General features: G+C 60.6%; 18 protein-coding genes and 1 pseudogene. 5 read left to right on the top strand and 14 right to left on the bottom strand.

What is annotated here, in order from left to right:
* Positions 1 to 1,137 precede the first annotated feature (1,137 nt).
* The gene (locus ACN0SO_RS16945; RefSeq protein WP_417679853.1) at positions 1,138 to 1,338 is read left to right on the top strand and encodes a hypothetical protein; all 201 of its coding nucleotides are present in this window, start codon (positions 1,138 to 1,140) and stop codon (positions 1,336 to 1,338) included.
* 431 nt (positions 1,339 to 1,769) lie between these two features.
* Here the strand turns inward: ACN0SO_RS16945 and ACN0SO_RS16940 are convergent, their stop codons facing one another.
* From ACN0SO_RS16940 to ACN0SO_RS16920, 5 genes are read right to left on the bottom strand one after another with little or no spacing between them, the layout of a single operon-like run.
* Positions 1,770 to 2,627, bottom strand: coding sequence for an alpha/beta fold hydrolase (locus ACN0SO_RS16940; RefSeq protein WP_417679851.1), 858 nt, complete (start codon positions 2,625 to 2,627; stop codon positions 1,770 to 1,772).
* On the bottom strand, positions 2,627 to 3,004 hold the full coding sequence (locus ACN0SO_RS16935) for a hypothetical protein (RefSeq protein WP_417679849.1): 378 nt from the start codon (positions 3,002 to 3,004) through the stop codon (positions 2,627 to 2,629). Before ACN0SO_RS16935 ends, ACN0SO_RS16940 begins: the two co-directional genes overlap by 1 nt.
* Positions 3,001 to 3,495, bottom strand: coding sequence for a flavin reductase family protein (locus ACN0SO_RS16930; protein ID WP_417679847.1), 495 nt, complete (start codon positions 3,493 to 3,495; stop codon positions 3,001 to 3,003). Before ACN0SO_RS16930 ends, ACN0SO_RS16935 begins: the two co-directional genes overlap by 4 nt.
* Positions 3,488 to 4,105, bottom strand: coding sequence for an FAD synthetase (locus tag ACN0SO_RS16925; RefSeq protein ID WP_417679845.1), 618 nt, complete (start codon positions 4,103 to 4,105; stop codon positions 3,488 to 3,490). Before ACN0SO_RS16925 ends, ACN0SO_RS16930 begins: the two co-directional genes overlap by 8 nt.
* A 55-nt stretch (positions 4,106 to 4,160) precedes the next feature.
* Positions 4,161 to 5,714, bottom strand: coding sequence for a 4-hydroxyphenylacetate 3-hydroxylase N-terminal domain-containing protein (locus ACN0SO_RS16920; RefSeq protein ID WP_417679843.1), 1,554 nt, complete (start codon positions 5,712 to 5,714; stop codon positions 4,161 to 4,163).
* Between the two features lie 159 nt (positions 5,715 to 5,873).
* Here ACN0SO_RS16920 and ACN0SO_RS16915 point away from each other — a divergent pair, with 159 nt between their 5' ends.
* The 3 genes from ACN0SO_RS16915 to ACN0SO_RS16905 all read left to right on the top strand — a co-directional run bounded on the left by ACN0SO_RS16915 (position 5,874) and on the right by ACN0SO_RS16905 (position 8,902).
* A complete protein-coding gene (locus ACN0SO_RS16915; RefSeq protein WP_417679841.1) occupies positions 5,874 to 6,614 on the top strand; it encodes an IclR family transcriptional regulator in 741 nt (246 codons plus the stop codon).
* 144 nt (positions 6,615 to 6,758) lie between these two features.
* Complete coding sequence (locus tag ACN0SO_RS16910) at positions 6,759 to 7,625, top strand: dioxygenase (RefSeq protein WP_417679840.1); 867 nt, start codon at positions 6,759 to 6,761, stop codon at positions 7,623 to 7,625.
* A gap of 98 nt (positions 7,626 to 7,723) precedes the next feature.
* The gene (locus ACN0SO_RS16905; protein WP_417679838.1) at positions 7,724 to 8,902 is read left to right on the top strand and encodes a muconate/chloromuconate family cycloisomerase; all 1,179 of its coding nucleotides are present in this window, start codon (positions 7,724 to 7,726) and stop codon (positions 8,900 to 8,902) included.
* A 29-nt stretch (positions 8,903 to 8,931) separates the two neighbouring features.
* Here ACN0SO_RS16905 and ACN0SO_RS16900 read toward each other — a convergent pair whose 3' ends face one another.
* The 8 genes and pseudogenes from ACN0SO_RS16900 to ACN0SO_RS16865 form a co-directional block, all read right to left on the bottom strand.
* On the bottom strand, positions 8,932 to 9,819 hold the full coding sequence (locus ACN0SO_RS16900; RefSeq protein WP_417679836.1) for a LysR substrate-binding domain-containing protein: 888 nt from the start codon (positions 9,817 to 9,819) through the stop codon (positions 8,932 to 8,934).
* Positions 9,820 to 10,065: 246 nt separating this feature from the next.
* A pseudogene (locus tag ACN0SO_RS16895) lies at positions 10,066 to 10,603 on the bottom strand (integrase core domain-containing protein); the annotation flags it as partial.
* A 42-nt stretch (positions 10,604 to 10,645) separates the two neighbouring features.
* Positions 10,646 to 10,918, bottom strand: coding sequence for a cell division topological specificity factor MinE (minE, locus tag ACN0SO_RS16890; RefSeq protein WP_417679834.1), 273 nt, complete (start codon positions 10,916 to 10,918; stop codon positions 10,646 to 10,648).
* On the bottom strand, positions 10,915 to 11,736 hold the full coding sequence (minD, locus tag ACN0SO_RS16885) for a septum site-determining protein MinD (RefSeq protein WP_417679832.1): 822 nt from the start codon (positions 11,734 to 11,736) through the stop codon (positions 10,915 to 10,917). Before minD ends, minE begins: the two co-directional genes overlap by 4 nt.
* 79 nt (positions 11,737 to 11,815) lie before the next feature.
* Positions 11,816 to 12,607: a septum site-determining protein MinC gene (gene minC / locus ACN0SO_RS16880; RefSeq protein WP_417679830.1), complete on the bottom strand. Its 792-nt coding sequence runs from the start codon at positions 12,605 to 12,607 to the stop codon at positions 11,816 to 11,818.
* A gap of 327 nt (positions 12,608 to 12,934) precedes the next feature.
* On the bottom strand, positions 12,935 to 14,059 hold the full coding sequence (locus ACN0SO_RS16875) for an ABC-2 transporter permease (protein WP_417679828.1): 1,125 nt from the start codon (positions 14,057 to 14,059) through the stop codon (positions 12,935 to 12,937).
* A gap of 1 nt (position 14,060) precedes the next feature.
* On the bottom strand, positions 14,061 to 16,826 hold the full coding sequence (gene rbbA, locus ACN0SO_RS16870; protein ID WP_417679826.1) for a ribosome-associated ATPase/putative transporter RbbA: 2,766 nt from the start codon (positions 16,824 to 16,826) through the stop codon (positions 14,061 to 14,063).
* A gap of 34 nt (positions 16,827 to 16,860) precedes the next feature.
* On the bottom strand, positions 16,861 to 17,853 hold the full coding sequence (locus ACN0SO_RS16865; RefSeq protein ID WP_417679824.1) for an HlyD family secretion protein: 993 nt from the start codon (positions 17,851 to 17,853) through the stop codon (positions 16,861 to 16,863).
* Positions 17,854 to 18,192: 339 nt separating this feature from the next.
* On the opposite strand from ACN0SO_RS16865, the gene ACN0SO_RS16860 reads away from it, so the two are divergent.
* Entirely contained in the window at positions 18,193 to 19,044 is an 852-nt protein-coding gene (locus tag ACN0SO_RS16860) for a GNAT family N-acetyltransferase (protein ID WP_417679822.1), read from the top strand.
* 12 nt (positions 19,045 to 19,056) lie between these two features.
* Here ACN0SO_RS16860 and ACN0SO_RS16855 read toward each other — a convergent pair whose 3' ends face one another.
* Entirely contained in the window at positions 19,057 to 20,037 is a 981-nt protein-coding gene (locus ACN0SO_RS16855) for an ornithine cyclodeaminase family protein (RefSeq protein ID WP_417679820.1), read from the bottom strand.
* Between the last annotated feature and the right edge of the window lie 163 nt (positions 20,038 to 20,200).

The following is a 20,200-nucleotide window of genomic DNA, read 5'->3' as shown; positions in this document are numbered from 1 at the left end:
GATACGGGATGGCGAGGTAACGAGCCGCGAACCAGCCCCGATAGCCGCGATATGCACCGTCGCACCAGGCCAGGCTACGCACGCAGCCGAATAGCGTCACCGCCACGCCGCTCGGCGCGACCACCAGCACCGGATAACGCGTATCAGGGCCTGCGCGCTGGTTTAGATTGGTGGTTGTGTTGGCGTAAACTTGCTGCGCATTAGCGCCGCCAGCAACAAATGCCGCTGCAGCTACAACCAGACCGAATATCGCGGCTCGCTCAAATATTCGTCGTAGGAGCCTCATCGGCTTTCTCCTTTAAGGTGCGTAATTCTCATATGAAAGATATTTTCATTTTACTTGGTGTCCGCGCCGTTCAACATGACCGCCGCTTCATCTTTCAAGGCACCCACCCCTACAAAACAATGGTCCATATTCGCTATCCATCTAGTCGACGCGGCCATTGGCGCAACCTCGATTGCAGGAGCAGCAGGAACACCATTCGGCACCCTCGACGCGAAGCCTCAAGAAGAACCTACGGAGGATAGCTGTCCGCCGCGCTAACATGGATCATGACAGATGCGATTTATGTGAGGCACTTGGCACCAATGAAGCCCTCGGGAAACAAGGGGGTATCTCCCGCAGGCCTCATTGGAAGTCGGCGCACGTCGCAGACGATCCATTAGGGCCTGTCCGCATTCCAAATTGACCTGTTGCTAGGGACCCTACGCTGACGCTGGTCAGTATTGACGCGAAAAAGCCGGATAGTGCGAGGCAACAGCGTGGCACGTTCCAACTCGCCGGGAGGAGCCTTCATCAATTCCTCCCCGATCGGATGGTCGATCATCCCTTCGCTTTCTGCCGCCCGCACGTACAGTAGCCACGCCAGGTACTGCGGTAGGCCCCGTTTTCCAGCACCTGCAGGCCGACAGCGGGGCGGCACGGTCCGGCCAGCCGTATCCAACTCGCCTATCGAAACCGAGACATCGGTTTGGATGAAATCCCGAGGCCGTAAAATGGGCGCCCGAACTCGCCGCCGCCGGACCGAATTCCCACCTGCCGGCATCCGATTGATGAGCGCCGCTACAGCAGCTTGGTGCCCCGGTCTTTCTTTCTCCTCGGACATGATCGCATGTGTAAGGGCCGCATCCTTGAGGATGCCGAGAATCTCGTGCTCCGGCAGCACGTTCCGATCGTTGAGTGCAAGCAGCAGCTACTCTGCGATCGTCAGCGCGGCGGCTCCCGAAACGTCCAGGTCGAGCGGCCTGTGCAGCGTGCTTTTCCGAACCGCCGACAACAACACCGAGCCGGTCACCCGGGTCGAGGCGTCGGAAGTGGTCGCCAGCGACTTGATCTAAACTTTCAAGCGGTCGCCGCGGCTCGCCACTGCGGTGCTTTGGGCCGCCTCGCGCAACGAGGCTATGTTAGTGGAACACCTGATCGATCTTGGCCGTCGCGACGCGATCCGCGGCGCGCCGAAGCGGCGGGTTTGGAGGCCGGTGATCCCGTCCGCAGCCGGAATGGCTGGTCCATCGAAATCAAAGCAAACGAGATCCGCGGTCTGAAGCACAATCAGTCGGGCAGAATGCTTCCAGTTCGACCGGAGGTGCTGGGATTGAATTTCCTCGATTATGTCGAGAAGATCAGGTCGCTAGGGTCTCGCCCCCTACTCCCGGAACTTGTTAATCCCTATGCGAAAGGGACTGATCCGGGTGATCGGGTCTACAAGAATTTCAATCCTCTTTTTGTCGACAACCCGACCAACGGCGGGCCAAACTGATTTACAGTTTCATTCCGCTGATCGGCGTATGGCTGGCATTTTCGATAATCCTTCGATGAAAAAGGGTCGGAACGCTTCCGGGTGCTCGCTCATGGGAAAATGGCCGACCTCGTCCATGACAGTAAGCGTCGCGCCGCGGATCGCGTCGGCGGTGCGCTTGGCGTCTTCGGGTGTGCAGGTGAAGTCATAGGCCCCGACGATCAGGTGTACGGGCGCCTTCTCGGTGTCGATGTCCTTCAGCAATCCGATCAGGCTGTCGTCCTTGGTATAAAAGCTTAAATCGCCGCGAAAGACGCCCGGGCCGCTCGCCATGAACATCCACAGTGTATTCCAGCGCTCCGCCTCTGGTGCGTATGGGGAGATATTGGTGGAAACCAGCGCTGCTCCCATCTCTCCGCCATGCGCGTCGGGCCGGTGAAACCAGTCGATGTCATACCATGCGGGCTGAAAATCCGATGCTTCGATGGCAAGGAAGCCGGAAAAGTGCTCGCCATGGCGTGCCGCGAGCTGCAGTGCGATCCGGCCGCCCATCGAAACCCCGGCAAGGACCGGACGGTCGAGCTCAAGCCCCTTGATGACCGCCAGGATCGTTTCCATGTAGACCTCGGTCGTCAGCAGATATTCCTCAGTCTGGAATCCCTCCGGCGGCAGACTCTTGCCGTGCCATGGCATGTCGAAGGCGATGATCCGGTTATCGGCGGTGACCTCGGCATCGTTCAGGATATGGCGCCACTGGCGTGTGTCGGCACCGGCAGTATGCAGGCAAAGTACCGGGCGGCCCTCGCCTGCCTCCTCGAAATAGATACGTTGGCTGCGTCCCGCGACCTCGACGGTGAGATAACGGCCGAGAATGGGTTCGATCGTCATCAGGCCTTTACCTGTTCTGTTCGCCCGAGGGCGATGAATTCCTTGAAAAAGCGCAGGTTCTTCACCAGCAGCAGAATGTCGCCGAGGATCTCGGCCCGGCCGATCTTCACCATCGCGAATATGTCGTGGAAGCCGGGAGCGGGAAAAGGCGTCCAGAACGCTCTCAGCGCGTCCCCGTCCGTGACGAAGGCGAAGCGATAGGGCATCTTCTTGCTCGGCCCTTCGACGATCCGGGCCACCCGTCCCTTCTCGAAAACCAGGTAGAATTCGACGCCGTCCACCTTGAGCAGCACCGTTTCGGAGAATACGGCGCCGATACGGTGCAGGTGCGGCAGGTCGTCAAGCCGGGCCTGCATCTGGCGTAGTTTCTCGATCATGGTCTGGTCTCCATGGACGCCGGCGCAAGCTCTCCGAACTGCCCGCCGCAGAACAGGAGTGGCGAGGCCGCGGGATCGCGCTCAAGATGACGTACGCGCCCGATGAACAGCGAATGGTCGCCTGCCTCGATTTCCTGAACCACCTCGGTTAGCAGGAACGCCGACGCGCCGCCAAGCACCGGAAACCCGTGACGTTCCTCGAAAATATCGGCGAAAGCGGGATCGTGCTTTCCGGCGAAATGGAGGGCGATCGGCTGCATCTCGCTGGAGAGGATGTTGACGGCATAGCGCCCTGCTTCCCGCACGCGCTCCAACATCTTGCATTTGCGATCGAGGGAAATGGAGATCAGCGGCGGGTCGAGCGAAACAGACATGAAAGCATTGGCGGTCATGCCATGATCGCCCTCGGCGGAGCGGGTGCTGATGACGGTCACTCCGGTTGCGAAAGCCCCGCAGGCGTCGCGCAGCGAGCGCGTATCGATGTCAGTCATGGCTAGCCTCGCCGTATCGCATGTCTTGTATCTGCAGCCGCCCGGCCAGAAGTGCTGCCGCGCCCCGGCAGCCCTGAAGCTGTGCGGCCTCGGTGGCGCGACCCTCGGACCTGAGCGCGCGAATGCGGCTCGATGAAACGACTTCGCCCGCGCGGCAATGCAGCGTTTCGGCCAACCGCACGTCGAAGTGACGTGCAAGAAGGGCTACGTCGCCAGCCTGTTTCGCCCCGAACCGGAAATCGGCACCCACCAGGATTCGGCGCGGGCCGAAGCGGGCGATATCCGCCAGAAATCGTTCGGGCGAACGCGCCGAATAGGATCTCGTGAAGGAAGCAACAACCACATAGTCGGGACCGAGTTGGGCGATGCGGGCGAGCTTGTCGTCGAGCCGCGACAGCCGCGCCGCCCTGCCGAAAAACACCTTAGGCGGCGGGTCGAATGTCATGACGACTGACGGCAGACCTGCGTGCCGCGCTTCCTCGACCGCATCTCCTATCAGTCGCTGATGGCCGCGATGCACACCGTCGAAGGCGCCGATTGTCACGATCGAGGCGTGCAGGGAAAGCTGGCCGTCGGACAGGACGCGGGTTTTATGACCGCCGAAATTCATTCCGTCCTCCCTTTCGTTGCGGCGCGGCCGAGAGGTGTCGGCCGCGCCATCGGCCTCAGTTGAACCCGCCCTTGAGGCGGTTGACATCCCAGGGCTGCACCATGTCGGGCACGGTCCAGCCTGAAATGTCGTATTCGGCCATGTATTCCTCGACGAGGTTCTGCATCATCTCGTACTCTCCGGTGGCTTGAGCCGTCAGCATGGTCTCGATACGAATGTTTTCGTAGTTGCCCGCATAATTGCTTTCGTAGAGCTCGTGCCGGCCGCCGAATTCCGATCCCATCGCATCCCACAACAGCTTGAGAAGCTTCACTCGGTCCATTGCGACCATGCCGTTCGAACCTCGAACGAAGCGCTCGAGATAGGGTTGCACCGCCTCGCTTTCGAAATCGAGCGATGAAGACGGCAAATAGATCAGGCCGGAAGCGACGTGCCGTTCGATCAGCTCCTTGATCCTGGTATAGGCCATCGGCGCAAACACCCGGTAGGCAAGGCCGTAATTGATGTTGGGCAGGTTGTAACCGTCGGTACCCTCCCACGGGACCGGGCTCTTCACCATCGCATCCGAAATGCCCCAGAAGAGGTTGCGCCAGGCGATGACTTCGCCGACGGCCGTTTGCGGCCCGCGGAACACGCCCGAACCGGTGGCTTCCAGCGCCTTGGAGAACAGGCCCGAGATGAAGTCGAGTTTCACGGCGAGTCGGGTGACGCCGTGCAGCGTGAAACGCGGGATGAAGCCCGAGGCCGGGAAGAAGGAATTGATCTTCTCGATATCCCCGTAGATGAAAACGTTTTCCCAGGGCACAAGGACCTTGTCGAACACGAGGATGGAATCGTTCTCGTCGAGCCGGGAAGACAGCGGATAGTCGAACGGCGTTCCCATCACCGCGGCGTTCAGCTCGTAGCTGGCGCGGCTGATCAGCTTGACGCCCTCGGCATCCATCGGCGCCGTGAAAATCAGCGCGAACTTCTTCTCCTTGATCGGAATGCCGTAATGGGCGATGAAGTTGTAATGCGTCAGGGCCGAACCGGTCGCCACGACCTTCGCACCGGAGACGATCAGGCCGGCATCGGTCTCCTTCTCGACCTGCATGTAGACGTCACCGGTTTCCTCAATGGGCAGATGACGGTCGATCGGCGGATTGACGATGGCATGATTCCAGTAGTCCAGCCGCTCCTGCGTCTTGGCATACCAGTGCTTGGCGTTCTCGGCATATTCCCCGTAGAAGCCGCTATTGGCGCCCAGCGTACCGAGAAACGCCGCCTTGTAGTCCGGCGCCCGCCCCATCCAGCCATTCGCCACGCGCTGCGTCACAGCAATTGCGTCGCGGCTCGCGATAAGGTCTTCCGCGGTTTTCGATCCCTTGAAGAAGGGATGGGTCCAGCCGTTCGATCCCGTATCGGTCGTCCGGCCCAGTTCGTCCTTCTTACTGTGCAAACGGTCGTACCAACGGGCGACCATGCGCGAAGAGTTGCGGAAGGCGGGGTGCTGCGTGACATCCTTCACGCGCTCGCCATGGATATAGATCTCGCGCCCATCCTGCAGGCTCGAAAGGTACTCGGCACCCGTATAGGGGGCGGATAGGCCGCCATTGGCTCGTTGGTTCATTTCGTTTTCCTCCCTGGCAAGCGACGCGTGAAACGCGCCTTGCATAACGGGAGGACATTAGAATGCGCGGCATCGGTATCGGAAGGTATCGTATAATACCCTTGTATTTTCCGGCATTACCGGAAAACTACCCAAACGCGGGCAAGACAAGGTGTTGAAATGAAGACTCTTCGGAAAGTAGGCGAGATTTTACGGTGTTTTTCCGCAACCCAGCCGGAACACAATGTCTCTTCGCTGGCTCGCCGGATCGGCAATTCGGTCAGCGGCACTCATGATCTCGTCGCCGGCCTGAGCCAGATCGGGCTGCTTCAGAAGGTCGACCGGGGCCGATACCGCCTGGGTCCGCTCGTCGCCTCGCTCCACCGTGCGCTAGAAGACAGCTCCGCGCTGACGGAAGCCGCCCGTCCCGTGATGGACAGCCTGCGCTCCGAATACGGCGAGACGCTGCACCTGACGCAGCATGATCACGGTCGCCTCCTGGTCCTGAGCGCGCTCGAGGGGCAGCGGAACCTGCGGGTTTCGACCGATATCATCGGCACGCAGATCGAATTGCACGACTGCCCGCCGGGACTGCTGCATCTGTCGGCACTGATCCACTCGCGCCTCGAAACCTACCTCAACCGCCACTCCAGCCCGGGCGGCGGCATCGAGTCCCGTTCGCGTTTCCGCACCGATCTCGCCAACCTCGCGGAGGCCGGTTTCGCGGTCGGGACGATCCGCGGCGAAGACGATGTCGTATGCACCGCAGCCCGAATTCTCGACCACATCGGGCAGTCGATCGCAGTCCTGAGTCTCGCCATTCCAAAAAGTCGCCATGACCAGCAACCGCGCGCCTTTCGCACGATCACGATCGAGGCGGCGCAAAAGATCTCGCGGCGTTTGGGGTATGCTGAAGTCTGATCTGAAACCTTTCGGGTATCGCACGATACCTGCCACCCGGCTGTTCACGGCTAAGGGACGGGTGCACCCTGCAACCATTATTTCGGTGTGCGGCTGCCGGGAGGCTGCCGCGCGCCACCGGAGGAGCGAAGAGGAGGAAAGCCTATGCGCAACGTAACCATGGAGAACGTAACCGACGTCGTCATTGAGTCGCTCGGTAAGCACGAGAAAATCAGCGCCCGCCAAGGGGAGATAATGGAGAGCCTGATCCGTCACCTTCACGGATTCTGCAAGGACGTGAAGTTAACGCATGACGAGTTCCTTTATGCCTGCGATTTCCTCGGCCGGGCGGGGGCGCTCTGCAGCGACAAGCGGCAGGAATTCATTCTGCTGGGCGACATTCTGGGCGTTGAAGTCCTGGTCGACATGCTTTCGAACCCCGTGTCCGGAAACGAAACGGTCTCAACCGTTCTCGGCCCCTTCTTCCGCGAGGATGCCCCGGTCATGCCGAAAGGCGCATCGACCGTACAGAAGGAGTTCGAGGGGCAGGAAACCGTCTATGTCGAGGGCTATGTCCGCGACACCGATGGCAATCCGATCGCCGGCGCCATTCTCGATATCTGGGAAGACGCGCCGAACGGACTTTACGAGAACCACGACCCCGATCAGCCCGAATACAATCTGCGCGGCCGCTTCGAGACCGACGAGACCGGGCATTATGCGTTTCGCGCACTCCGGCCTGTACCCTACCCGATCCCGGGCGACGAGACGGCGGGCGAGCTGATCCGCTACATGGGTCACCACTGCATGCGCCCCGGCCACATCCACGTGATGATCACCCGCGAGGGATATCGCCCGCTGATCTCGCAGATCTACGACAGCACCAGCGATTATCTTGACGAGGATTCCGTATTCGCCGTGAAGGAAGAACTCGTCGGCGAGTTCCGCAAGGCGCCTGAGGATGCCGACACCGATCTCGTCCTGCGGTTCGATTTCAATCTTCCGCTCAAGTCCCAGGCGATGGCGGCCTGACACACTTTGTCCCGCCGGCTTCGGTCGGCGGGGTTTCCCTCGGCGGCGCGGTCAATAGCGCCGCCGGAATCAACGACACCAGACAGGAGCCGTGCCTTATGAGCCGCTTGAACGCACCTGAAATGGTCATTCCGCTCGACGAAGCGCCGGTTCATCGCAGAACGCGGATCGCGGCCATCGAAACGGTGATCGTTGACTGTCCGACAACACGGCGTCACCGGCTCTCCAATACCGAAGTCAGCGCGCAGTCCTACGTCATCGTGCGGGTGGCGCTCGCCGACGGCACCATCGGCTGGGGTGAAGCTGCGACACTCGGCGGCCCGCGTTGGTCGGAAGAAAGCGTGGAGGCCATCAAGGCGAACATCGACACCTACATCACGCCGGCCCTCGCCGGTGTCTCGGCCCTGGATTTCGAGCAGAATGCGCTCATCATGCAGAAAGTGGTATCCCGGAACACGGCCGCCCGTGCCGCTGTCGAAAGCGCGCTTTACGATGCGGCGGGAAGGTCGCTTGGCCTGTCGGCCTCGGTGTTTCTCGGCGGGGCGGTGCGCGAAAAGATCGAGGTCGCCTGGGCGCTCGCTTCCGGAGATGCCGACCAGGAAATCGAGGAAGCAAAGGCCAAGCTCGCCGCGCGTGAACATCGCCGCTTCAAGATCAAGCTGGGATTCCATGACCCGGCTGCGGACATGGATCGCCTGCGACGTATCGTGGATACGCTCGGCGGCGAGGCCGAGATCATCGTCGATGTCAATCAGGGATGGAGCGAGGCCACAGCGCTCCGCCGTCTGCCCGAACTGGCCGAAATGGGCATCGCGCTGATCGAGCAGCCGCTGCGTCCGGGCTTGCTGGCCGCGACGGCCCGGATCGCCGCGCGCAGCGCGATCCCGATCATGGTGGACGAAGCCGCATTTTCGGGAACGGACATCGTCCAAAACGGCATGGCCGCAACCGGCAGCGTGCTTTCGCTCAAGCTGGTCAAGAGCGGCGGACTGCTGGAAATGAAGCGCGCGGCGGGGATCGCCTCCGCCTTCGGGATGGAGATCTACGGCGGCTGCCTGCTCGAGAGCGGCATCGGCGCGGCCGCGCATCTTGCCGTCTTCGCGTCGCTGCCGCGACTGGAATGGGGCTGCGAGCATTTCGGCCCGCGCATCCTGCGCACCGACCTGGTCAAGGGCGGCATCACATTTCGGGATTTCCATATCCATGTGCCGGACGGACCGGGGCTCGGCATCGAGGTCGACAGGGACGCGCTACGCGAGGTGACGCGCAAGGGGTGACGCCCGGCAATGCCGGATCGCTTCTGCCGTCACTTCAACCGGACGAACTTTCGGGTCACGTCTAAGAAATTCATCACCTGCGCCGCCTGATTGTCGCGGCGGGCATGGATGGTAAGCGCCGTGCCTGGATTGTGGCCGATATATTCCCGGAAGAACACGCCCGGGCGCGTTGTTCGCGAAACCGATTCCGGCACGACGGAAATACCCACCCCGACCGAAACGAGACTGATCGCCGTCTGGTAATCCTGCGCAAGCTCCAGGGCGGCAGGCTCGAAGCCTTCCTTGCGGCAGATATCCAGGACGACGTCGGCATAGCTGGGTCGCGGCCGGCGCGGATAGAGCACGAATGTCTGGTTGCTCAGCTCCGCGAAGCGGATTTCCGACAATCCGGCGAGTTCGGAATTGTCCGGGATCGCAAGGACCAGCTTTTCGCGCGCCAGCAGTTCGCGCCGCAGTTCCTCGTCCCGCAGCTCCGGGCGCGCGACCGCCACGTCGATCTCGCGCTGGATGAGGGCGCGGTGCAGCTCGGCATTGTTCATCGCCGAAAGCGCCAGTTCGACATTCGGGAAATGCGATCGATAGGATTTGATCAGGGTCGGCAGAACGCCGTGCGACGCCGATCCCACGAAGGCGACCCGCAGCCGGCCGGCCCCGCCTTCGCCAACGAGACGCGTCTCGCGATACACGGCGTCGAGCCGGTCAATCAGAAACCTTGCGTGGCTTTCGAGCACGGTGCCCGCCTGGGTGAGACGGATCTGGCTTCGGCTGCGGTCGAAGAGCTGTGCGCCGATCTCGGCTTCGAGCGCCGAGATCTGTCGCGACAGAGGCGGCTGGGCGATCTTGAGGCGTACCGCTGCGCGCCCGAAATGCAGCTCTTCGGCGACCGCGAGAAAATATTTTAGGCGGCGCAGTTCCAAGGCCTCCCTCCCTCGAATTGCGATCACGGGTAACAAAGTCAATATCTTGATACTTTTCAAGTATTATTATTGGGGCTGCTTTCTCTCCGGTTCGGCAAAGTTACGCAGGCTGAGTCCGCATCGACCTGTGAAGACCACACCGGTCGCTCGCGGCCAGGAATTTATCTCGGCGTTTCAACCACGTTTTGGCTGGACGGCTGGCGGTGCTCTCTGTTTCTTGAGACCTGCTCCCCCGATAGTTCGCGTTCATAAATTAGCTCTGTTCACGGTGTGATCTTTGTTGGACCGGGTTGCAAATTCGTGTGGTGTGAGCCCGTCGAGGCGCGTATGCGGTCGGTTCAGATTGTAGTCGATCCTCCAGCTTTCAATGATCTCACGGGCATGCCGATAGCTTCGGAACAGTCGTTGAGACATTCGTCTCTCAGGCGCCCTTTAAAGCTCTCGACAAAGCCGTTCGGCATGGGGTTGCTGGGGCGATATAATGCCAGTCCACGCTACGGTCCGGTCGCCATTTAAGCATGGCGTTTGACGTCAGCTCGGTACCGTTGTCGCTGACCACCATCAACGGATAGCGGCCACGACGGTCCGCGATCCCGTCCAGCTCCCGCGATACCCGCGCTCCGGAGATCGAGTTATCGACAACGGTCGCCAGACATTCTCGGCTGAAGTCATCAATGACACACAGGATCCGGAACCGGCACCCATCGATCAGGGCATCGGAGACAAAGTCGAGGGACCAGCGCTGATCGGCTGCTTGCGGCACAGCCTTCGGCGCTTGCGCACCGCCACAGAATTGAGGGTTGGGCGCCTGTCTTGCACGGTCCCTTCAGGCAGATTTCCTGGTCGCTCCCTCCGGAAGTTCGATATCGATACCGAGAGTCGTGATGTCGCCGGTGCGGTCCATTTCCAGGCGCACGGCGTCTGGATCGATGGAAATATGCTTGGCGACCACAGCCAGTATGTCTTCACGCAGGGAGGAAATCAGCCGGGCGTCTTCGGCCGAGTTGCCGCTGCGCTCATGGGCAAGCAGAATCTGCAGTCTGTTCTTGGCAACCGAGGCCGTGTCGCCCCGCCTGCCGAAGAAACTCATGATATTCATGCCGCCCTCCCCTTGAAGAACTTGCCGAACAGGCCCTTCTTCTCGGTGGGAATGGTGATCGGAATTTCTTCGCCCAAAAGCCGCTGGGTGGCTTCCGTATAGGCTTTGGCGGCCAGGGACGTCTCATCGGACAGGGTGACGGGAAGACCGACGTTGGAGGCTTTCAGGACATCTCGGCTTTCCGGAATCACGCCAATCAACGGCACGGACAGAATGTCGACCACGTCCTCGACCGCCAGCATGTCGCCAAGCCTGGCACGCTCCACATCGTAGCGGGTGATGAGAAGATGCTTGGGCATGCGCTCGCCCTGTTCCGCCAAAACCGTCTTGGCGTCCAGCAGGCCGATGATCCGGTCGCAGTCGCGCACGGAAGAGACTTCCGGATTGGACACGATGATCGCCTCATCCGCATAGCGCATGGCAAGGGTCGCACCGCGCTCGATGCCCGCCGGGCTGTCACAGACGATCCAGTCGAAATACATCTTCAGCTCGTTTATGACACTGGCGACGCCCTCGTCGGTCAGTGCGTCCTTGTCGCGGGTCTGGGAAGCCGGCAACAGGTAGAGGTTATCCAGTTTCTTGTCGCGCACCAGAGCCTGTTTGATCGAGGCTTCGCCGCGCACCACGTTGACCAGATCGAAAACCACCCGGCGTTCCGCGCCCATAATCAGATCCAGGTTGCGCAGACCGACATCGAAATCCACCGCGCAAACCTTGTATCCCTGTTTGGCCAGCGCCGAGGCAATGGCTGCGGTCGACGTTGTCTTGCCGACGCCCCCCTTACCCGATGTGACCACGATGACTGTGGCGTTGTTCATAGTGTGCTTTCCTGTTTTCCAATTTTCCAGGCGCGGCCCGAAAAAACCCGGCTTGCGACGTCTCGGATAACGTCTCTTCCTAATTCAGCGATTCGAAAATCAGCCTCTCCTCGTCGAAACGGATCTGAGCCGGCTTGTTCACAACATGGTCGGCAAAGTCGTCCGCAATGGTGTAAAGCCCGTTGATGGACACCAGCTCCGCTTCCAGCTTCGAACAAAAGATCCGAGCCCCCTCGTTCCCGGATACCCCGGCAAGGGCCCGCCCCCGCAAGGCACCGTAGATGTGGATCGAACCGCCCGCGATGACCTCGGCCCCCGATGCCACTGAGCCGACGACGGTAACGTCTCCCGTTGGATGAACCACGCTCTGGCCCGAGCGGACAGGTTCGGTGATGACAACCGACTGACCGTCGGCTGCCACACTGGTCGCGACCTTCTGGAAAATGCCATTTGCCGGCTTTTTCCGGTCACTGGCCTCCGTTCGGGATTTTTTCGATCCGGAAAGCGTCTTGGTTTCGGTCTTGTCCACACCGTCGGATTCTTCCGAGGCCGCCGATCCTTCCGGATCCGGCACCTCGATATCGGTTGCCAGACGACCTCCGGCAAAGCTCGGCGGCATACCCGGTTTCAGGCGGGTTCCGGCAATACCGTCGATCCCCATGACCCGGATGGACCTCTCGCCCAGGCCCGCCAGAATCGTTTCTAGATCCTCAATCGGTATCTTCTTGCCACGCACATCCAGAATGATCGGCCGGTCTATGAAGAACCCCGGTGAGCGAGAGATGATGCGGTCGAGTTCCGCAAACCACGCATCGGCGGGCGTCTCCGGCGTCAGGACAATGGCGATAAAGGACTTACCCTTGAACTTCATTAGGGGCTCGCGGCACTTTCATGGCTGATGGCGAAGCAGTCGGCTTCCGTTCACATAAGAGGTAACATTCCTTGGCGCTCGCAATTGGGCAGAGCGTCGTTTTCCACTGCTATTACCACAAAATCGGACCTGGAACAAAATAAGAACATCAACCCTGAACCCGGACAAACGGGCAGGATGTCGCAAGAAACCGAATAGCGACAAATCCCCTGGACCGGGCTGGAGTGAAGAGCGAATGAGAAAGCCTGAACGCGCGCTCGAATCCTGTCCGCGTTAGGGTGCTTCCATGCCCGAATTGGAGGTGCCGCGGAGATCGGTCCAACCGATCTATCTCGCTGTCAGAATGCTGCGGCGGAACCGCAGGGCGGCCAGGACGAACAGGACCAACCCTGCGATCGTCACCTTCAGGAACCCGGGCCAGACGATGTCGAACCCGGCTCCCCGGTAGAGGATTGCCTGGGCAAAGCTGACGAACTGGGTCGAAGGCACGAACTGCATTACATCCTGCAGGACCTGTGGCTGGCTTTCGACCGGCGTCTGACCGCCGGACAGCAGCATCATGGGCAGGATGATCAGGATGAAGAGCAGCCCGAACTGGGGCATGGAGCGCGCGATTGTGCCGAGCAGAATGCCCAGCGCCGAGGCGAAAAAGAGATAAAGCGCGACGCCCGCCAGAAATAAGGGAATCGAGCCTGCTATCTGCACCGCCAACAGGCCCTTGACCACGACCCAGAGCGCAAAGGCAACGGCGCAGATGATGACGAGGCCGTTCGCCCAGACCTTTGCCATCATGATCTCGAACGGCGTCACCGGCATCACCAGCAGATGTTCCAGGGTGCCGTGTTCCCGCTCACGGATGAAGGCCGCTCCCGTGAGAACCACGGTCAGCATGGTGACGTTGTTGATGATCTCCATCACGCTGCTGAACCAGGAGCTGGTCAGGTTCGGGTTGAAGGCATAGCGGGTCACCAGCTTCAACGGCGCGCTCGAACCGGCACTTTGTTCCGCGCCGAACCGCTCCAGCTCCTGCGCAATGATATTGGCGATGTAATTGGCGCCGATCCCGGCCTGCATGACCGCCGTTGCGTCGATATTGACCTGGATCGCCGGCTGGTTGCCGGCCAGGACGTCCTTTTCGAAATCCTCCGGGATGACCAGAACGAAAGAGTATTTGCGGGTATCCAGCCCCGGGTCGATCCGGTTGAACGGGATCACCTCCGGCGTCTTGAATTCCGGCGGCAGAAAGGCCTGCCTCAGCCGGAGAGAGAGCTGCGACTGGTCCTCGTCGACGATCGCAATCGCCGCATTGTGCAGTTCTACGGAGAAGCCGGTTCCGACAACATAGATGCCCAGACTGAACGCCCAGCCGATGAAGATCAGCAGGACCACGTCTCGCCGCAGGCTGTGAAGTTCCTTGATCCCGAGACGCACGATGTTCTGAAGCTTGCGCATCTCAAGCCTCCTGCTTTTTCAGCAAGAAGACACTGAGTGCGATGAGGATCGGTGCCGCGGGGGTCAAGGCAAGAAAGCTCACCGTCAGGTCCGAAAAATCCAAGCCCTTGGTGAAGGTGCCGACGCTGATGGTCAGGAAATGGGCTGTCGGATAGACCTTGCCGATGAGCGCGCCGAAACCCTCCAACGTGGAAACCGGCTGCATCAGACCGCTGAACTGAACCGCGGGCACGATGGACCCGATGGCCGTGCCGGCAATGGCCGCAATCTGTGTCTTGGTGAAGGTGGAAAACAGGAGGCCAAAGGACGTCGTCGCCAGGATGTAGAGAAACGCGCCGAGCGCAAGCGTCGGCAGGCTGCCCTTGATCGGCACTCCGAAGACGATCACCGCCATCAGGGTCATCAGGATGAAGTTCACGTATCCGATGATGACATAGGGCAATTGCTTGCCCATGAGAAACTCAAGCTTGCTGACCGGTGTCACGTAGAGGTTGGTGATGGAGCCGAGTTCCTTTTCCCGGACGATGCTGACCGCCGTCAGGATCGAAGGGATGAAGATCAGCAAGAGCGCCATGACGGACGGAACCATGGAATAGACGCTCTTGAAGTCCTGATTGTAGCGGAACCGGGATTCGATATCCGCGGCGAGCAGCTTCGGCGCCTCGCCGTATATACGGGCATATTGATCCAGTATGTAGGACTGGTTCATGCCCTGCACGTATCCGGCGATCGTTTCCGCCCGGAACGGCATGGCGCCGTCGATCGTAGCCGCAATTTCCGGCGTCTCGCCCCGCAGCAGTTCCCGTCCGAAGCTCGGCGGGATCTGGAGGGCAAGCGCAATCGAACCTCCCCGCAGCCGGTCTTCCAGATCTGCGTGGTTCTTCAGCGTCGGCTGCTCGTTGAAATACCGGGACCCCGAAATGCTTTCCACGTACTGGCGGCTTTCCAGGGAGTTGTCGTGATCGAGAACCGCGAAATTGAGATGCTCCACATCCGTGGTCAGGCCATAGCCGAACACCATCATCAGGATCATCGTTCCGATGAGGGCAACGGCCAGGCGAACCGGATCCCGCATCAGTTCCTTGCCTTCGCGCAGGGAATAGGCACGCATGCGCCGGAGCGAGAATCCGCGTTTGGGCTTCGCGGGTTTTGCAGGTTTCTCCGCAGCGACGGGATCAGGCGTATCATCCGGCGCAACCGCTTCCGTTTCTCCGATCGCCTCTTCCAGGTAGTCGATGAAGGCAGCCTCCAGCGTCTCGGCACCACGCGCCTGCACCAAGGCTTCCGGTGCATCACAGGCCAGAACCTTGCCCGCATGCATCAGGGAAATCCGGTCGCAGCGTTCGCCTTCGTTCATGAAATGGGTGCTGATGAAGATGGTAACGCCCTGGTTGCGTGCCAGATCGATCAGGATCTCCCAGAACCCGTCCCGGGCCACCGGATCGACCCCTGACGTCGGTTCGTCCAGGATCAGGATGTCCGGCTCATGGACAATGGCAACCGCCAGCGACAGCCGCTGGCGCACGCCAAGCGGCATACGGTCGGGCAGATCGTCGGTATAGGCACCGAGATCGAACTGTCCGATCAGCTCCTGCACCCGTGCGTCGATCCTGTCCTCCGGCATATGGAACAGTTGCGCATGAAGCACGAGGTTCTGGCGGACCGAGAGTTCGCTATAGAGCGAGAAGGCCTGAGACATGTAGCCGACACGCTTGCGCGTCTCCATGCCGCCGCCGTCGATCTTCTTGCCGAACAGCCAGGCCTCGCCGCTGGTGGGCGGCAACAGGCCGGTCAGCATCTTCATGGTGGTGGTCTTGCCGCAGCCGTTCGAGCCGAGAAAGCCGAAGATTTCGCCCCGCTCGATTTCGAAGCTGACCTTGTCCACAGCCGTGAAGGATCCGAAGACCTGCACCAGATCCCGGGCAACGATCGCCTTGTCATGGTCCCCATCCCCTTTCGGCGGAACCTTGAGGGTCTTGTGGCCCCGTTTTTGGTCTTCGGGAAGAAGATCGATGAAGGCTTCATCAAGCGTCGCCGCGCCCGTCTGATCCAGCAGGTCGGCCGGCGTGCCTGTCGCCAGAACCTTGCCGTCATTCATGGCAATCAGCCAGTCGAACCCGGCCGCCTCGTCCATATAGGCTGTCGACACCAACACGCTCATGCCGGGACGGCTTCGGCGGATACGGGCAATCAGCGACCAGAACTGGCGCCGCGACAGAGGATCGACGCCGGTGGTCGGCTCGTCGAGAATGAGCAGGTCCGGTTCATGGATCAGGGCACAGCACAGGCCCAGCTTCTGCTTCATGCCGCCGGACAACTTGCCCGCCGGGCGCTTGAGAAACGGCTGCAAACCTGTGCTTTTGGTCAGGTCGTTGATCCGGTGTCGGCGCTCCGCCGCGTCCTGGTCGAACAGACGGGCGAAGAACTCCAGGTTCTCCTCGATGGTGAGATCCATATAGAGGTTCTTGCCGAGACCCTGTGGCATATAGGCGATCCGAGGCAAAACCGCGGTCCGGTGCGCCGTGTCCGCCATGTCGCCTTCAAGCGCCGCCACCGTACCGGACTGGATCCGGCGCGCCCCGGAGAGCAGCGCCAGCAGGGTCGATTTGCCGACCCCGTCCGGCCCCAGGAATCCGACCGTGCGGCCGGAGGGAATATCCAGCGTGATATCATCCAGGGCCCTGGTCTTGCCATAGACCTGGCTGACACCGGTCAGGCTCGCAACCGGATGGCTTGTCCCGATAGTTGCATCGTCCTGCGCAGACATGAGCGGCTCCCTTGGAAAGGACACGGCACAAACGCTATTGCGCAGCGGGTGGCAGGTGGACGGCAAGCTTATCCGGCCATGCGGTTTCCGGCGCCATCATCACATAGGCTTCGCCTGGCAGGCCGGTGCGAACCTTTTCGATATGTTCGCGCAACAGTTCCGCCGGGATCTTGATCTTGATTCTGAACATGAGCTTCTCGCGCTCCGTCCGCGTCTCGACCTCCTTGGGTGTGAACTGGGCGTCGGCGGCCACGAAGGACACATGAGCCGGGATCACGTATTCGGGCGCGGCATCCAGCACGATCCGGGCGTCCGCGCCGATATAGACCCGGCCGACCTCCGACGTCGGCAGGAAAATAGTCATGTAGACGTCGGAAAGATCGAGCAGGGTCACCACCCGGCCGCCGGCAGACAGCACCTCTCCGGGCTCCGCGAGCCGGTATTGGACCCGCCCCGCTATCGGCGCCTTCAGGTTGGCATCGTCGATAAGGGTTCCGATCCGCCGGACTTCCGCACGGGCGGTTTCCACCGAACTTTCCGCGTTCGCCAGTTGCGCCTTCACCGCCGCCAGGGCCGCTTCCGCGGTTTCCTTGGCGGTCTGGCGCTGATCGACTTCCTGCTGCGAGATATGGCCCTTGGAAACCAGAGTTTCCGCTCGTTTCAGATCCTGTTCGGCATATTTCAGCTCGCTCACGCGCTGTGCGATTTGCGCCTTGACGGCAGCGACCGTGTCCTTTGCGGCGGTGACCTGGGCTTCCGCGCCGGCAAGGGAGGCATCGAGTTCATTGGTATCGATTCGGGCGAGCAACTGTCCCTGCTCGACAAGGTCACCCTCCTTGACCAGCACCTCCAGAACCCGTCCTCCGGTCTTGGTCGCAACCTGAACCGTTTGCGCCTCGATGCGGCCATTACCGTAAGCGATCGAAACGGGCAGCCGGTCTCCCTGCAGCTTCCACCAATAGGCACCGCCGCCGATTGCGGCAACGCCAAGAAGGAGAACAGCGATGACAATTCGTCTGGAATTCATGTGCGCAGTGCCTTGATGAAAATACCGACCGACCGGACAACTCTTGTCCTGTTCGAAGCGTCCGGCGAAACGGAGGAAACTTGCCTTGTGCCATGGAGAATGACCACTGCCTCACCTTTTTGCAACGCAGCAATCCGATCCAGCCATGGCTGTGGACCGATTATATAGGCCAACTCCCGGCAGTCCGGACTGAGCCAGATCAATCCAGGCGGATTGATCGGTTTTACCAGGAGTGGAGCGGTTCGGAAGTTCGAAATGAAGGGTTCTATTGACCTTTTCCTGCGCAACCTTCCAATCTCAGGAATGCAATCCCAGACCATAACCCCAATGGACCGGCCGATGACCTCCCAATTCGAAATCCGCACCATGTCCAAATCCGAGCTTGCCACGGCCATCGAATGGGCGGGCAACGAGGGCTGGAACCCGGGACAGGAAGATCTGGCCCCCTTCTTCAGTGCCGACCCTGAAGGCTATCTGATGGGATTTCTGGACGGCGAGCCCGTGACCTGCATCTCCGCGATCCGTTATGGCGAGACCTTCGGCTTCATCGGCTTTTACATCTGCAAGCCGGAACATCGCGGCAAAGGCTACGGCTGGGCGACCTGGCAGGCCGGCATGGCGCGGCTTGAAGGACGCACCATCGGCCTGGACGGCGTGGTCGATCAGCAGGACAACTACCGCAAATCAGGCTTCGAGCTCGCGCACCGCAACATCCGTCAGGGCGGGCTTTCCATGGTCGACACGCCCATGGACCAGCGCCTTGCCCCGCTTGGCCAGGGGATATTCCCGTCCGTCAGGGACTATGACCAGAACTTCTTCCCGGCCCCCAGAACTGACTTTCTGCAGGCCTGGACCGCACCGATGGTACAAACACGGCGCGGCTTTGCCTTCGTCAACGACGGAGAGATCAAGGGCTACGGCGTTATCCGTCTGTGCGGCGAAGGCTTCAAGATCGGGCCTCTGTTTGCCGACACGGCCGAGATCGCGGATATACTCTTTCGGGCCCTTGCCGGACAAGCCAAAGGCCAGACAGTCTATCTGGACACTCCCGAACCGAACCGGGACGCACTGGATCTTGCGGAGCGGTACGAACTCTCGCCGGTTTTCGAAACGGCGCGCATGTATTTGGGCGCGGCACCGGACCTGTCCCTGGGCCGGACCTACGGCATCACAACCTTCGAACTCGGATAGGGGTACGCCGTTTCAGGCTTCCGGTTCGGCCCTGCCGAAGTCGATGTCGCCATCATGCGTCGATTGGAACGCCAGTATGGCTCCTGCCAGGTCTTCTAGCGCCGCTCCGACCGATTTGAACAGCGTGATCTCGTCGTCGCTGCTGCGTCCGGCATGCTTGCCTCTGGTCAGATCGTAAAGGTCGGCCTTGATGTCCTTCATCTTCAGGACACCCGATTCGAGCGGTTGGACGATATCGCCGCCCTCTTTCGTGCAACCGTCTTTGGTATCGACAAACACACTTGAACGTCGAATAGCGTCGTCATCGCTTTCGCGCATGGTCGGTTTGAAAGCTCCGACCAGATCCACATGGGCGCCGGGCTTCAGCAGCGCGCCTTTGATCAGCGGGTCGTTGGACAGTGTCGCCGCGCTGATGATATCTGCCCGGCTGACCGCGTCGTCCAGGTCCTCCACCGCCTCTGCGTCGATACCCAGCTGTTCCGCGGCCTTTGCGGCGACACCTGCCGCCTTTTCGGTTGAGCGCCCCCAGACGGACACCTTCTTGATCGGTCGAACCGCCATATGGGCCTCGATCAGATAAGACGAAAGGCGTCCTGTGCCGACAACCAGCAGATGTTCCGCATCGTCGCGCGCCAGATAACTTGCCGCAAGCGCGGAGGCCGCTGCCGTCCGCCGGGCGGTCAGTTCGCCGCCATCGATGAGGGCAAGCATTTTCCCGGTCCGCGCATCTGACAACAGGTATTCCGCGGAGATGGCCGGCTCACCCCAGGCCGCATTGCCCGGCATCACGTTGACGATCTTCACACCGGCATGTTCGCCCGGAACCCACGCCGGCATGATCAGCATGGTGGCATCAGGCTCGTCAGGCACTTTCATATCATGATGATGGCGCACGGGCATTTCACATCCCTTGCGGAACATCTCCGCCAGAGCCTCGATCAATTCCGGAAACGGCAACGCGTCGCGTGTTTCTTTCTGCGAAAGCAGCAACATGCCAAATAGACTCCCCACGAGATACGACTACCGACGTTGCATAAAAATAAGGCTGAGTCCAATTGCCGTCGACCGGTTAGGACCTGATTTTGTTGGAAGGGTAAATTCGCCCGACGTCTGCTTCGCTGACAACCAACCGGCGAAAAACAGAAAAAAGGCCGGA

It is taken from the genome of Roseibium sp. (assembly GCF_048260565.1).
In the GTDB taxonomy this organism is placed as follows: Bacteria; Pseudomonadota; Alphaproteobacteria; order Rhizobiales; family Stappiaceae; genus Roseibium.
This window is presented reverse-complemented; position numbering and strand designations above follow the sequence as displayed.